Here is a 13,619-nt window from a genome sequence, read left to right on the forward strand (position 1 = left end):
CTTATTGGTTAGCTCAAAATAGTTTAATCACGCTTATAACTTGTATGTGAGAGTATAATATGAGCTCATTTAATAACAATGATAAATTATCAGATAGAATAGATGCTGCTTTAGCAAAAAAGGAAAATAAACACGAAAACAAAGAAAATAACCAAAATTTATTAAACACTTTTTCCAGAGTTGCTACAGAATTGTTAGCAGGTTTGTTAATAGGTGGATGTATAGGATGGACCTTAGATAAATGGTTAGATACTAATCCTTGGTTCTTAATACTTTTCTTCCTCTTAGGCGGCGCTGCTGGAATTCTTAATTTGTGGAGAGTTGTAAGTGGCAAGGGTTTAAAAATTGGTTACTTTTAATTATTAATCAAAGAAGTTTAAAATGAATTCACCAGTAGAACAATTTACAATTAAAACACTTTTTGAGTTGAATCTCATGGGTGTTGATATATCTTTTACCAACGCTTCTTTATTCATGATGCTTTCTATTATAGGGTCAGCTGGATTTTTGTATTTTGGTGCTAGAAAACAGTCTTTAGTTCCTAATAGATTTCAAGCCCTTGTAGAAATGTCTTATGAGTTTGTAGCTAATATGGTTAAAGAAAATGCTGGGAAAGGAAGTCAGGTTTATTTTCCGTTTATATTTACTCTTTTTATGTTTATTTTGTTTGGTAACTTATTGGGAATGATTCCATATAGTTATACTTTTACATCTCAAATAGCAGTAACTTTTACACTTGCTGCAATAATATTCTTAGGTGTCACCATAATTGCTTTATTTAAACATGGATTTAAATTTTTTACTTATTTTTTTCCATCAGGTGTGCCAATTGGATTGGCTCCTCTATTAATCCCAATTGAAATCATATCTTATTTTATTCGTCCAATAAGTCTGTCCGTTAGGCTGTTCGCTAATATGCTTGCCGGTCACACAATGATGAAAGTGTTTGCTGGTTTAATAATAATGATGGGATCGGCAAGTGGAATATTAAAAGTTGGAGCCATTCTGCCTTTAATGGCGGTAATAGGATTAACAGGACTTGAGTTCCTTGTGGCTGCTTTACAAGCATACGTTTTTAGTATCTTAACGTGTATGTATCTCCATGATGCATTACACTTACATTAATTCATAACTAAAATTATATCAATCAACGAAAGGAAATAAAAATGGAAATGGATGCCGCAAAATTAATAGGAGCAGGATTAGCTGTTATTGCGTTAGCTGGAGTTGGAGTAGGAATTGGAAATATTTTTGCATCATTAGTTACAGCTGTTGGTAGAAACCCTGCAGCAAAGAATGAAGTTTTTGGAATAGCAATCTTAGGTTTTGCATTAACAGAAGCTGTTGCATTGTTTGCTTTAGTTATAGCTTTACTACTTCTTTTCACATTCTAAAATTAATTTAACTCTTTACCTGCAGGATAATCACTGCAGGTAAAAATTTTAAAGATTATTAAATGTCATACTTTATAAAGTTATTTTTTTATTTTACTTTAATGAGTTCAAGTATTGTTCATGCAAGTGATACAAAGGCTGGACTTCCTCAATTAGATTTAAGTACATATCCATCCCTTATGTTTTGGGCAGTGATATCTTTAATTATTGGGTACTTTTTGATGAGCTTCTTGGTTGCGCCTAATATCAAATCAATATTAAATTTAAGAGAAACTAATATTCAAAATGACTTAGTTAAGGCAAAAGCGTCTACTCAAGAAAATGAGAAGATTAAACAAGAAATAATAGATCATCAAAAAGATATTAAATTAAGATCACAAAAGCTTATTAATGAAGCTTTGTCTGATTCTAAGTTATCTATAGAAAAAACAGAACATGACATTGCTAAAAAAATTAACTCAAAAATATCTAAGGCCGACAAAAATATTCAAGAATTACAGAAAGATATAATTTCTGACATTGTAAATAGTGCTGATGAAATAATTATTGAAATAGTTAAAAAATTTACAAATATCAATCATGATAAAGCTAATCTCAAACAAGTTGTAAAAGCCGCATCTAAAAACATATTAACGGAGAAATAAAAATGTATTTTGATGAAACAGCATGGGTTGCTATAGCTTTTGTAATCTTTATAGCATTGGTATGGAGAAAAGCCAGTAGAGCAATTACAGGAATTTTAGATAGTAGATCACTATTAATTGAAAATGAATTAAAAGAAGCTAAATCACTTAAAGAAGAAGCACTAGAAGAATTAAGAAAATCTTTACAGTCTCAAAAAAATATTTCTAATGAAGCCGAACAAATCATTAAGGATGCACAAGATGCTGCAAAAAAAATTCGAGAAGATGCTAATGTTAGTTGTTCAGAAATAATTAAACGAAGGGAAGAGCAGGCTAAGCAAAAAATAATGGCATTAGAAACAGAGGCTGTAAATAATATTAAAAAGATAACAGGGTCTATAATTATAGAATCTTCTAAAGTTTTTATAGAATCTAATTTGGATAAAAAAGAAAATAATAATATTATTAGTAAATCTTCAAATCAAATAAAATCATCTTTTTTAAACTAATATTATTTGATTCCTAGAAAAACTTCTCCATCCCTTGGGACGTCTAGATTAAGCTCAGTTTTTCTGTCAACGGTTTTGCTTCCTAATAATAAAAATTGTGAATATGATAGTTCATCGCGATCGTACTCATTAAAGTCTTTATCAACAGACACAATTGATAACTTAAGGGGAACATAATCATCTATGGTTATGTCTTTTCTAATAGCCCTTATGTTTACAGAAACACTCATCTCAATATGTTGGGAAGCCTTCGAACAGTATGTTGTAATTCCTCTAATTCCAATATAAACGGGTGACTGGTTCTCAGACTTAGCTATTATTTCAGCAGCACTTTTAGGTGAAGTTAAATTTGGACAATCTACAGCTTCCTGCTTAAATGTTGAACAACCTGAAAACATTAATAAAAAAGGAAAAATAAAACGATTCATCATAATTAATTACCCCTATATATAAAAAATGTTAATACGTCATAAATCTCTATTGACGTATACAATGTAATACATCAAAAGTTATGTATGAAGAAACAAAATATAAATTTATATTTAGCATCTCCAAGAGGTTTTTGTGCTGGTGTTGACAGAGCTGTGAAAATTGTTGAGGAAACAATTAAAAAATTTGGTTCACCCGTTTATGTAAGACATGAAATAGTTCATAATAAGGACGTGGTAAATTCTTTGGCTAAAATAGGAGCTGTATTTGTTGAAGAGGTTAATGAAGCTCCAGTTGATAGACCAATAATATTTTCAGCCCACGGCGTTGCAAAATCTGTCATTAACGAGGCTAATCAAAGAAAAATGATATCTATTGATGCAACATGTCCTTTAGTTACTAAGGTACACAATGAAACGGTAAGACACTACAATCTTGGAAGACATATTTTACTAGTTGGTCATAAAAACCATCCTGAAGTTACTGGAACAATGGGACAAGTGCCAAAAGAATTTGTTACTTTAATTGAGACGGAAGCAGACGCACTTAATGTTAAAGTATCAGAGACCAATAAAATAGCCTATGCAACACAAACAACACTTTCGTTGGATGACACAGCAGCAATTCTTAAAATTTTAAAATCAAGATTTCCAGATATTAAGGGACCTAACTCTGAAGATATTTGTTACGCTACTACTAATAGGCAAACTGCTGTTAAATCTATGGCTAAACTTTGTGATATAATTTTAGTAATTGGTGCACAAAACTCATCTAATTCTTTGCGATTAGTTGAAGTAGCTATAGCTCACGGTGTTAAAGTAGCTAAACTCATACCAGACATAGAGACATTAGAAGAGTTTCTCAATACTTTTGAAGCCCATACTACGCCAAATATAGGTTTAACAGCAGGAGCATCAGCTCCAGAAACATTAGTTCAAGTGTTAATATCAAAGCTAAAGAAAAACTTTGAAGTTAATCTCTTAGATCATGAAGTGACAAAAGAAAATGTAAAATTCAATTTACCTAAAATGTTAAGATAAAGTAACTAGGATTTAAAATTGGCTGTTTATACTAAATTAAATGAAGAACAAATAATTGATTTCCTAAAATTATATAACATTGGAACATTAATCCATTTTAATGGAATAACTGAGGGAATTGAAAATAGTAATTTTTATTTAGAAACTTCAAAAGGTAAGTATATTCTTACAATTTTTGAAAAAAGAGTTGATCAACAAGATATTCCTTTTTTTATAAATATTATGAAATATTTAAGTAGTCGAGAGTTTCTTTGTCCAAACCCTATTATGGATATTCAGGAAAACTATCTCCAACATTTACAAAATAAACCGGCTATTATAGTGAGTTTTCTTAATGGGAAATCTAAAACGATAGTAACAAAAGAAGACTGTTTCAACGTAGGTTCTTATATGGCCTCTATGCATATTAAAAGTAATAACTTCCAAGGAAGAAGGAAAAATTCACTTTCAATATCAGGCTGGGATGAGTTAATAAAAAATTGTAGTGAGACCATATCTACTAGTACTTTAAATAAGATAGAACCTAATATATTAGAAGAAATACAAGATTCATTTAACTTCTGTAAAAAATATTGGCCTAATGCATTACCTCAAGGCTTTATCCATGCAGACTTGTTCCCAGATAATATTTTTTTTGATGATAATAAAATATCTGGTGTTATAGATTTTTATTTTTCCTGTAATGATATCCTTGCTTATGACCTTGCTATAGCTGTAAACGCTTGGTGCTTTGAAGATAATCAAACATTTAATAATAAAAAATTTGATAAATTAATTAAAGGTTATTGTTCTTTAAGAAACTTAAGTACAAAAGAACTATTTTATTTGCCACTCCTTTGTCAAGCAGCTGCAATGAGGTTCTTACTAACAAGGTTATACGATTGGGTTCATACTCCTAAAAGTGCTTCTGTCGTTCCTAAAAATCCAAACGAGTACATAATAAAGTTAAGACACCATAAACAGCTTGTAATTAATCAAAATTATGATGAGAGCCTAAAATGAATAATAAATTACAGATTTATACTGATGGTGCTTGTTCTGGTAACCCTGGAATAGGTGGATGGGGAGCTGTTTTAATAAATCGAAATACCGGTGAAGAAAAATATTTGTCTGGTGCAGAAAACGTAACCACAAATAATAAGATGGAACTAACTGCTACAATAGAATCTCTTAAATCAATTAATAAACCAAGTGAAATTGAATTATACACAGATTCACAATATGTAAAGAATGGTATTAATATATGGATAATTAATTGGAAAAATAATGGATGGAAAACTGCCAATAAAAAGCCTGTAGCAAACAAAGAACTATGGATTGAACTAGATAAAATAGTTCAATTCCATAATGTACAATGGTTTTGGGTTAAAGGACACTCAGGTAATCATTATAATGAAATTGCAGACCAACTTGCTGTAAAAGCTATGAATATTTAAATTATAAGATAAAAAGATTATTATAAATTACTAAGTACATTTTCAGCAGATGAAACTTCAAAGGCTCCAACTTCCTCTACAAAAAGGTGAGTGATAATATTACCGTCAACTACCATTGCAAATCTTTTTGACCTATGCCCCATAACTTTGCCAAAATCCATGTCTAAACCTAGAGATACAGCAACAGAACAATCAGAATCAGATAACATGTCTATTTTATTATCAACACCGCTGACTTCTCCCCAAGCTTGCATCACATGAGGGTCATTTACGGCCATGCATGCAATATTTGAGATACCCTTATCAATAAATGAACTAACATTATTAATAAAACCAGGTAAATGTTTAGCTGAACAAGTAGGCGTAAACGCTCCTGGTAATGCAAACAAAACAACCTTTTTATTAGCAAAATATTCATCTGTAGTAATTTCTTTTATACCATCACTACCTTTTACTCTAAATACACCTTCAGGAAATTTATCTCCAATTTTAATCGACATTTTATGACCCCTTATAGTTTTAATATAATTAAACTATTTACAAAAATTTTAAAATAAGTTTATTTAGCAATCTCAATATATTCTCTTATTATTTTTAAACTCAAAAGTTCAGGTAAAATTCTTCCATTACTTATTGATGGCCCATACATTTTATTAAATGGAATACCAAATCGACCATTAGTTACTAGAAATTTTTTTATATGTTCATTCGGCTTTGTCCAATCTAAACGGAGAGTAATAACATTATTTTCTATAAATAATTGATTTACTCGTTCTGTATCTAAAACTAAACTTTTATTAACCAAACATGTTAAACACCAATCAGCCGTAACATCTACAAAGACAATATTTCCTTTTTTTACTAATTCGTCTGGTAAATTGAAATTATTATCTATATCCCAATTAATTATTAATTCATTATCACTATAATTTTTAGAATTTTTATTTGTGTTACTATTCAATTCTACAAAAATGCTAATAAGCCATACAGTAGTTAACAAAAGCAACAAACCCATTATTTTTTTAAATATAATTAACCAATTACCAGGTTTTGGAATAAATGAGATTATTTTTGGAAATACCAATATTAATATGAGCGGGGTTGATAAGCCTATTCCCATAATCAAAAGAATTGTATAAATTTGTGCAGCATTTCCTGATAAAGCAAACCCTATTGCTGTTCCAACAAGAGGCGCTGTGCAAGGAGTTGCTAAAAGAGTTAAAGACATACCCGTTAAAAAATCTCCTATAAAACCTTCTTTTCTATAAGATAGAACAGTTAAAATTTTTGACGGTATAAAGTATTGAAAAACACCAAATAAATTTAATGAAAAAAACAATGTTAGTATAATCATAAAAAAAATGAAATACGGATTTTGGAATTGTATTCCCCAACCAATCAGATTGCCTGCAGTTTTAATTAGATGAGCAGTTATCGCAAACAGCAAAAATGTCGTTAATATTCCTAATATATTAAAAAATATTTTATTCGTATAAATATTTTTTTTTATAGTTCTATAACTAACTAACTGAACCATTTTTAGAGATAGTATAGGCAAGACACATGGCATAAAATTTAAAATTATACCGCCTAAGAATGCAATCACAATTATTTCAAAACCTAAATATGAATTTGAATTTGAATTATTTTTATAATCTAGATTGTTATTTTTTAATTTTATAGAATTTGTAATTATAGTTTCATAACTAATATCGTTTGTTAAAAATGTTAATTTTATATATTTTTTTAGAAAATCTGCATTAATCGTATTAATATCTATGATTACTTCTAAAGTTTTATTTCTCGATGAATAAATTGGTTTTTGATAAATATTACCTTTGATATCTTCAACAATAATATCAGTAGGTTTGATGTTAAGATCATTAAGAAAACTTAATTTAAGATTATTATTTTCAACAACGGTTGACATAAGTTTTAACTGATTATTTTTTAGAAGTTTTGGAACTGTTGAATTATACAACAAAATTTTTTCTAAACTTGATGAAATATTATTAGAATAATTTATGTTTGATAAATTAAATTTATGATTAACTGGAACACAAATTTCAGAACATACTTGAGCATTTAATTCTAATATACCTGATATACTATTAGAATTATCTAATGACTTAATTATCAAAGGAAAAATCACTTCCTCATCATAACCAAAAGTTTCTATATCGTAAAAATTAAACCTTTTAGGAGATGGAAACAACAAATAAGCGGATTTAATGTTATTAGTACTTTGAATATTTATTTCAGGAGGGAGCCCTGCATCACCAGGATTTCTCCAATATATTTTCCATTTGGGAGATAATGTTACTTTTAAACCTAATAATATTTTTGAAGGTTCTTGCTCGTATTTTTTTCCAAACAAAAGATCAAATTGAACAAAATTATAATTTTCATTATTTTCAAAAAATTTATTTGGCAATAGAACATTAGAAAAACAAACACCCAAATTTACAATATAAAAAAATATAAAACTTAGAAAAATGATTACTGTTTTTTTAAAATTCAAATTAATTACATGATTGTACATTATTTCTTTTCGGATATTATTTAAATATAATTAACTTATTGGAATAACATATATGGATCAAGAGTTCTTAGGTAAACTTTTAATTGCTTCTCCAGGCTTAGAAGATATAAGGTTTCGTAACGCAGTTATTTTAATCTGTGAACATTCCAACGACGCGACTATGGGCTTAATATTAAATAAACCTCTTTATAATTTCGATACACAACAACTTTTAAAAAAAATGAAAATAAATGGTAAATCCGATATTAAGACTGAAACAACTTTCTTTGGTGGCCCCGTACATATTAATCAAGGATTTATAATACATTCCAATGAAAAAAAGTATAAAACGTCTGAAACAATCTTAGAAGAAGTTTGTATAACCACTTCAGAAGATATTTTGAAAGACGTTTCAAATGGTTTATCTCCCGTAGACACAAGGATATTCCTTGGTTGTGCAGTTTGGGATCAAGGACAACTTAATAATGAAATATTACAAAATTCATGGATAATCACAAATTCAAACAAAAATTTAATATTTTATAAAGATACAAAAACATCTTTATGGAATAAATCACTTATTGATATAGGTATAGATCCCAATAAATTAGTAAATTTTTCAGGAAAAGCCTGATTGTTTCTATTGTAATAAAGACATAATATCTAGATTTTCATAAGATGAAGCATTAGGACCTATTACTGATAAAACAGGTTCTGCTGAACTAAATAATCTATCAATTACATTTTGAATTGAACTTATAGATATATTGTCTATTTCTTCTAAAACTTCTTTAGCTGTTATTAATTTCCTAAAATTAATCATACTTTTAGCTAAATATTCAGCCCTTGAGCTATTACTTTCTTGACCCATTATGAACCCAGAACGCATTTGAGCTTTTGCTCTGAGAAGCTCAGACTCAGTAATAGAATTCTTGATTTTTTTCAATTCATTTAAGCTTGCATCTAATAAATTATTTCCATCTTCAGGTGAAGTTCCTGCGTAAAAACCAAACACACCTGATGAAATTTGCATCTGAGTAAAAGCAAAGATTGAATAACATAGTCCCCTTTTTTCTCTTATCTCTTGAAATAGCCTTGAGGACATTCCACCACCAAGAATAATTGCTAATGCTCGAAGTGAGTACCTATCAACATCTATATTATTTAAACCTTCAATACCTAAAACTAATTGAGTTTGTTCTAATTCTCTATCCTCACCACAAAATCCTGTCTTCCAATCAGCTTTGATTTTAGTATGTTGATAATTATGTTTGATACCCGAAAATTTCTCTTCAACATTTTTATAAAGCCATTCTGATTTAACATTGCCAGAAGCAACTACTACCATATTTTCAGGGGCATAATGCTTAGTAAAAAATGATGCAAGGTCAGATTGTTTGAAATTACTTACCGTTTCTTTTGTTCCTAATATAGGTCGCCCAATAGATTGATCTTTAAAAGCAGTTGAAGTAAAATTTTCAAATACCCTATCGTCTGGAGCGTCAAAAGATTGTCCAATTTCTGATATTATAACACCTCTTTCTCGTTCTATTTCATCTTTGGGTAATGTTGAGTTTTTTATTATGTCTGATAAAATATCAACACCTAATTTTGTGTTTTCATGAAGTACCTTTAAATAGTAAGCTGTTACTTCTTTACTTGTATAAGCATTTATATCACCACCTACGTCTTCTATCTCTCTAGCTATTGTTTCTGCATTTCTATTTTTAGTACCTTTAAAAGCCATATGTTCTAACATATGAGCAATCCCACATTGATCTAAAGTTTCTTTTGAACTTCCAGCTCCAACCCACACACCAATAGAAGTACTTTTAATATCAATTGGATCTGTAATCACTGTTAATCCAGTATCTAGAATTTTGTAATTTGCGTTCATATCAGTCTCACATTAGATTTAATAAAATGTTGAACGTCTAAGACGCTTGGATCTATAATTTGAAATTTTTCCTCACTTGACATCATAAATTTCAGGTGAGGTGGAAGTTCTGGTAGAATGTTATTAGCTTTGCTTATTATATCTGGAAACTTAGCAGGATGCGCACAAGCGAGCGAAACTAACGGCATATCATGATTTATTATTTTATCATTTAAAGCCTTCTGAGCAGCCCCATAACCTACAGCACTATGCGGATCTAAAATATAATTGTAATTTGTGTATGCTTTTTTAATTATATCTAAGGTTTCATCGTTTGACACCATGTAAGCTGAAAATAAATTACTTACTTTTGACATTTCATTTTGTGAAATTTGAAAACTACCAGTCTTTTTGAACGTGTCCATTTGCTCTTTAACTCGAAGTGGATCTCTATCACATATTTCAAATAATAATCTTTCAAAATTGCTAGACACTTGAATATCCATACTTGGACTAAATGAAGGAACTACATTCTTTCTTTCCATTATACCATTGTTAAAAAACCTTGTTAATATATCGTTTTGGTTTGATCCACATATTAATTTTGAAACTGGAAGGCCTATTTTTTTAGCCATCCAGCCAGCTAATATGTTTCCAAAATTACCTGTAGGAACTGAAAAAGCAATTTCTTGATCTGGAGCTCCAACTTTTAACCCTGAATAAAAATAATAAACTATTTGAGGCAAAAGCCTTACCCAGTTTATAGAATTAATAGCTGACAAAGAATATTGATCTTTAAATGTCAAGTCTTCAAAACAGTCTTTGACTATTTCCTGGCAACCATCAAAGTCTGTTTTAACTGATAGTGCATAGGCACCTTTTTCATTAATCCAAGTCATCTGTTTTTGTTGAACCTCAGACACCCTTCCGTGAGGGAAAAGTATAAAAATATCAATATTTTCTTTGCCTTTAAACGCTTCTAAAGCAGCAGAACCAGTGTCACCACTAGTAGCGCCTAGAATAACTCCTCTTTTGTTTTTATTTTGGAGAGCTTTATTAAAAGCTCTAGATAAAAATTGCATAGCATAATCTTTAAACGCTAAAGTTGGACCATGAAATAATTCTAATATATGTAAATTATCTTCGAACTTATGCAATGACGCCACATCATCATTATTAAAATTCGAATAAGTATCTTCTGACATTTTTAAGACTTCATCTTCAGTTAGACAAGGCGACATAAAAGGGCTCATAATTTTACAAGCTAATTCCGCATAACTAAGGCCTTTCATATCATTAAGATCTGACAGACTAAATCTAGGCCATTCTTCAGGCATAAATAAACCACCGTCTCTTGCTAACCCTGATAAGAGAACATCTTCGTATGAGAGCGAAGATTCACCACCCCTCGTGCTTAAGTATTTAATCTGATTTAGCATTATAAACTTTCTTTTTAAAATGCAATCTTCCTACAGACACATGATATGAAAAATATACAAACAACAATGATAAAGCTAACCCATACCAAGTTATAGCATATGATAAATGTTGATTTCTTAATTTAGGTTTACCTGTAACGCCAATTGGCAGAGTTAGTTTTTTTCCCTGACGTAATGCGTCAATGTAGTAACTTGTGATAAAATTATCAAAGCGTAGTTCTAAAAAATTAAATATTTGTAAAGGTTTTATTGTAAACCAAAAACCTTGTTTCCCATCGTTTTCTGGAACAAAATAACCTTTTTTTTGAGGATATCTTATTATACCCTTCAAAATAATATTATCTTTAATTAAACTAAATTTTCTCTTTTCAGGGTCTCTATAACCTTCAGACACCCAACCTCTATTAACTAGTATTACAGTGTTATTTTTTAGTTTAAAAGGGGTTATGACATGGAAGCCTGCATTACCTTCGAAAGTCTTACCTGTAATATATATTTCATTATTATGTAAAAAAGATCCTTGAATTTCAATTGATTTAAATTCGTCAACATTATTGTCTTTCAATTGAGTTTGATCTTTGATTGGATTAGATTGGCTTTGTAACAAATATCTTTCTATTAAAGCCTCTTTCCAAAATAATCGTTTAATTTGCCATGTTCCAAAAGATAACAAAATTAAGAAAACTATTGCTGAAACAATTGATGGCCATAACATTGGCCTGAAATATATGTTCATTACTTGTTTGAAAGCTCCAATTATTTGATAAGTACTAATTTATACTTATCAACCTCCCCACCAGTATATGCAAATAAATAAAAATAACCAAACCACGTCAACAAAATGCCAATACCATGCAGCAGCCTCAAAACCAAAATGATGCTCTGGTGAAAAATGTCCTTTAAGCCCCCTAAACAAACATACAGTTAAAAATATTGTACCAACTAGAACATGAAAACCATGAAAACCAGTTGCCATATAAAATGTTGAGGCATATATACCATCAGTAAATCCGAATGTAGCATGCTGATATTCATAAGCCTGAACAGCAGTGAAAATAGCTCCCAAAATTATTGTTAAAACTAATCCTCTTATAAAATCTTTTCTATTATTATGCTGTAATGCATGATGAGACCACGTTACTGTGCAACCTGATAAAAGAAGGATTAGAGTGTTTATTAAAGGTAGATCAAAAGGATCTAAAGCAACAATATCAGCAGGTGGCCAAACTCCTGTATCTGGATATAAACTAGAATCAAAGAAAGCCCAAAAAAAAGCAACAAAGAACATGACTTCTGAACAGATAAAAAATATCATTCCGTATCTCATACCAATCTGAACAATTGGAGTATGATGACCTTGATATTCTGCTTCTCTTACAACATCTCTCCACCAAAAGAACATAGTAGCAAGCACCATAAACAAACCAGCCATTAAAACATATATTGAATAAGGATACTCGTGCATAAACAAAGTAAGACCCAGGAATAAAGTAAAACCAGCCGCTGAACCTAATGCTGGCCATGGACTTGGTTCAACTAAATGATATTGATGTTTTTGTTCACCGCTCATTACTCTCTCCTTAATTCATATACTTTTATATATATTTTAACTTGGTTTAGTCTAGTAAATTATTTTAATATCCTTACTTTAATTCAACGTAATCTTAATTAGCATTGTAGAATGTATATGATAATGTGATTTCCTTTAAATTTTTAGTATTTTCATCATCATTAATACTAGGATCAACATAAAATGATACTGGCATCTTAACTTCTTCACCTGGTTTCAGAGTTTGTTTTACAAAACAAAAACAATCAACTTTCATAAACACACCTCCTGCCTTAGGCGGGGAAACATTAAAAACCGCTGTTCCAGTGGATGCTTCATCAGATAAATTTTTTGCAGTATAATAGACTATCTCCTGGACACCAGGCTGAACTAAGATTTCTTGTTTAGGAGATCTAAATTCCCAATTTAAATCCGGTGATATATTAGAGTCAAATCTAATTTGGACATTATTATATTGACCGTTGGAACCTGGTGCTAAAGAGGCTCTTTGAACAGTTCCTGCATATCCAGTTACTCTGCAAAACAAATCATATAAGGGCACGGAGGCAAATGAAAGGCCGAGCATAAAAAAGACAACAACAAAGGTCCATCGCAAAGCATTATTATTTTTTTTTGACAAACTTACCGTCATTTATCCTGTTATATCCATTCTTAAAATTGTTATAAGAAAGAAAAGTACAACCAAGCTTATTATTATTAATAAGACAGCAATATTCTTTGATTTTCTTTTTGCATAAAAAGTTTTAATGTAATCATCATTTTTATTAGGTTTCATGACACTT

General features: G+C 30.0%; 18 protein-coding genes. 9 read left to right on the plus strand and 9 right to left on the minus strand.

Annotation, left to right across the window (positions count from 1 at the left end):
- The first annotated feature begins 59 nt into the window (after positions 1–59).
- The 5 genes from ABXT66_RS08775 (at position 60) to ABXT66_RS08795 (ending at position 2,526) form a co-directional block, all read left to right on the plus strand.
- A complete protein-coding gene (locus ABXT66_RS08775) occupies positions 60–359 on the plus strand; it encodes an AtpZ/AtpI family protein (protein ID WP_443643126.1) in 300 nt (99 codons plus the stop codon).
- A gap of 22 nt (positions 360–381) precedes the next feature.
- Positions 382–1,125 (plus strand): F0F1 ATP synthase subunit A, encoded by a 744-nt coding sequence (locus tag ABXT66_RS08780; RefSeq protein ID WP_443643127.1) that lies wholly within the window; start codon positions 382–384, stop codon positions 1,123–1,125.
- Positions 1,126–1,166: 41 nt separating this feature from the next.
- The gene (locus ABXT66_RS08785; RefSeq protein ID WP_020021630.1) at positions 1,167–1,394 is read left to right on the plus strand and encodes an ATP synthase subunit C family protein; all 228 of its coding nucleotides are present in this window, start codon (positions 1,167–1,169) and stop codon (positions 1,392–1,394) included.
- 62 nt (positions 1,395–1,456) lie between these two features.
- On the plus strand, positions 1,457–2,038 hold the full coding sequence (locus ABXT66_RS08790; protein ID WP_443643128.1) for a F0F1 ATP synthase subunit B family protein: 582 nt from the start codon (positions 1,457–1,459) through the stop codon (positions 2,036–2,038).
- A gap of 2 nt (positions 2,039–2,040) precedes the next feature.
- Positions 2,041–2,526 carry a F0F1 ATP synthase subunit B family protein gene (locus ABXT66_RS08795; RefSeq protein WP_443643129.1) on the plus strand — a complete coding sequence of 162 codons (486 nt, stop codon included), beginning with the start codon at positions 2,041–2,043 and terminating at the stop codon, positions 2,524–2,526.
- A 2-nt stretch (positions 2,527–2,528) separates the two neighbouring features.
- Here the strand turns inward: ABXT66_RS08795 and ABXT66_RS08800 are convergent, their stop codons facing one another.
- Complete coding sequence (locus tag ABXT66_RS08800) at positions 2,529–2,957, minus strand: hypothetical protein (RefSeq protein WP_443643130.1); 429 nt, start codon at positions 2,955–2,957, stop codon at positions 2,529–2,531.
- An 84-nt stretch (positions 2,958–3,041) separates the two neighbouring features.
- Here ABXT66_RS08800 and ispH point away from each other — a divergent pair, with 84 nt between their 5' ends.
- The 3 genes from ispH to rnhA are packed head-to-tail and all read left to right on the plus strand — an operon-like array spanning position 3,042 to position 5,431.
- Positions 3,042–3,995 carry a 4-hydroxy-3-methylbut-2-enyl diphosphate reductase gene (gene ispH / locus ABXT66_RS08805; RefSeq protein WP_443643131.1) on the plus strand — a complete coding sequence of 318 codons (954 nt, stop codon included), beginning with the start codon at positions 3,042–3,044 and terminating at the stop codon, positions 3,993–3,995.
- Between the two features lie 18 nt (positions 3,996–4,013).
- Entirely contained in the window at positions 4,014–4,997 is a 984-nt protein-coding gene (locus tag ABXT66_RS08810; protein ID WP_443643132.1) for a homoserine kinase, read from the plus strand.
- Entirely contained in the window at positions 4,994–5,431 is a 438-nt protein-coding gene (rnhA, locus tag ABXT66_RS08815; RefSeq protein WP_443643133.1) for a ribonuclease HI, read from the plus strand. Before ABXT66_RS08810 ends, rnhA begins: the two co-directional genes overlap by 4 nt.
- 20 nt (positions 5,432–5,451) lie before the next feature.
- Here rnhA and ABXT66_RS08820 read toward each other — a convergent pair whose 3' ends face one another.
- Entirely contained in the window at positions 5,452–5,931 is a 480-nt protein-coding gene (locus ABXT66_RS08820) for a peroxiredoxin (protein WP_443643134.1), read from the minus strand.
- 59 nt (positions 5,932–5,990) lie between these two features.
- Complete coding sequence (locus ABXT66_RS08825; protein WP_443643135.1) at positions 5,991–7,865, minus strand: protein-disulfide reductase DsbD family protein; 1,875 nt, start codon at positions 7,863–7,865, stop codon at positions 5,991–5,993.
- A 160-nt stretch (positions 7,866–8,025) separates the two neighbouring features.
- Between ABXT66_RS08825 and ABXT66_RS08830 the strand changes: the two genes are divergently transcribed.
- Positions 8,026–8,586, plus strand: a complete 561-nt coding sequence (locus tag ABXT66_RS08830; protein WP_443643136.1) for a YqgE/AlgH family protein — start codon at positions 8,026–8,028, stop codon at positions 8,584–8,586.
- 6 nt (positions 8,587–8,592) lie between these two features.
- On the opposite strand, the gene ABXT66_RS08835 is transcribed toward ABXT66_RS08830, so the two are convergent.
- The 6 genes from ABXT66_RS08835 to ABXT66_RS08860 form a co-directional block, all read right to left on the minus strand.
- Complete coding sequence (locus ABXT66_RS08835) at positions 8,593–9,849, minus strand: M16 family metallopeptidase (RefSeq protein ID WP_443643137.1); 1,257 nt, start codon at positions 9,847–9,849, stop codon at positions 8,593–8,595.
- On the minus strand, positions 9,846–11,267 hold the full coding sequence (thrC, locus tag ABXT66_RS08840) for a threonine synthase (RefSeq protein ID WP_443643138.1): 1,422 nt from the start codon (positions 11,265–11,267) through the stop codon (positions 9,846–9,848). Before thrC ends, ABXT66_RS08835 begins: the two co-directional genes overlap by 4 nt.
- Entirely contained in the window at positions 11,251–12,003 is a 753-nt protein-coding gene (locus ABXT66_RS08845; protein WP_443643139.1) for an SURF1 family protein, read from the minus strand. The genes thrC and ABXT66_RS08845 overlap by 17 nt, the downstream gene beginning before the upstream one ends.
- Before the next feature lie 48 nt (positions 12,004–12,051).
- Positions 12,052–12,837 carry a cytochrome c oxidase subunit 3 gene (locus tag ABXT66_RS08850; protein WP_443643140.1) on the minus strand — a complete coding sequence of 262 codons (786 nt, stop codon included), beginning with the start codon at positions 12,835–12,837 and terminating at the stop codon, positions 12,052–12,054.
- A 94-nt stretch (positions 12,838–12,931) separates the two neighbouring features.
- The gene (locus tag ABXT66_RS08855) at positions 12,932–13,468 is read right to left on the minus strand and encodes a cytochrome c oxidase assembly protein (protein ID WP_443643141.1); all 537 of its coding nucleotides are present in this window, start codon (positions 13,466–13,468) and stop codon (positions 12,932–12,934) included.
- Positions 13,469–13,612: a hypothetical protein gene (locus ABXT66_RS08860; protein WP_443643142.1), complete on the minus strand. Its 144-nt coding sequence runs from the start codon at positions 13,610–13,612 to the stop codon at positions 13,469–13,471. It lies immediately after the preceding gene.
- Positions 13,613–13,619 lie beyond the last annotated feature (7 nt).

The organism is Candidatus Levibacter sp. Uisw_134_01 (assembly GCF_047717795.1).
GTDB lineage: Bacteria > Pseudomonadota > Alphaproteobacteria > Puniceispirillales > Marisalimonadaceae > Marisalimonas.

Coding starts and splice junctions, on each gene's coding strand:
- ABXT66_RS08775 (WP_443643126.1), top strand. CDS start 60: ATGAGCTCATTTAATAACAATGATAAATTATCAGATAGAATAGATGCT.
- ABXT66_RS08780 (WP_443643127.1), top strand. CDS start 382: ATGAATTCACCAGTAGAACAATTTACAATTAAAACACTTTTTGAGTTG.
- ABXT66_RS08785 (WP_020021630.1), top strand. CDS start 1,167: ATGGAAATGGATGCCGCAAAATTAATAGGAGCAGGATTAGCTGTTATT.
- ABXT66_RS08790 (WP_443643128.1), top strand. CDS start 1,457: ATGTCATACTTTATAAAGTTATTTTTTTATTTTACTTTAATGAGTTCA.
- ABXT66_RS08795 (WP_443643129.1), top strand. CDS start 2,041: ATGTATTTTGATGAAACAGCATGGGTTGCTATAGCTTTTGTAATCTTT.
- ABXT66_RS08800 (WP_443643130.1), bottom strand. CDS start 2,957: ATGATGAATCGTTTTATTTTTCCTTTTTTATTAATGTTTTCAGGTTGT.
- ispH (WP_443643131.1), top strand. CDS start 3,042: ATGAAGAAACAAAATATAAATTTATATTTAGCATCTCCAAGAGGTTTT.
- rnhA (WP_443643133.1), top strand. CDS start 4,994: ATGAATAATAAATTACAGATTTATACTGATGGTGCTTGTTCTGGTAAC.
- ABXT66_RS08820 (WP_443643134.1), bottom strand. CDS start 5,931: ATGTCGATTAAAATTGGAGATAAATTTCCTGAAGGTGTATTTAGAGTA.
- ABXT66_RS08830 (WP_443643136.1), top strand. CDS start 8,026: ATGGATCAAGAGTTCTTAGGTAAACTTTTAATTGCTTCTCCAGGCTTA.
- ABXT66_RS08835 (WP_443643137.1), bottom strand. CDS start 9,849: ATGAACGCAAATTACAAAATTCTAGATACTGGATTAACAGTGATTACA.
- thrC (WP_443643138.1), bottom strand. CDS start 11,267: ATGCTAAATCAGATTAAATACTTAAGCACGAGGGGTGGTGAATCTTCG.
- ABXT66_RS08845 (WP_443643139.1), bottom strand. CDS start 12,003: ATGAACATATATTTCAGGCCAATGTTATGGCCATCAATTGTTTCAGCA.
- ABXT66_RS08850 (WP_443643140.1), bottom strand. CDS start 12,837: ATGAGCGGTGAACAAAAACATCAATATCATTTAGTTGAACCAAGTCCA.
- ABXT66_RS08855 (WP_443643141.1), bottom strand. CDS start 13,468: ATGACGGTAAGTTTGTCAAAAAAAAATAATAATGCTTTGCGATGGACC.
- ABXT66_RS08860 (WP_443643142.1), bottom strand. CDS start 13,612: ATGAAACCTAATAAAAATGATGATTACATTAAAACTTTTTATGCAAAA.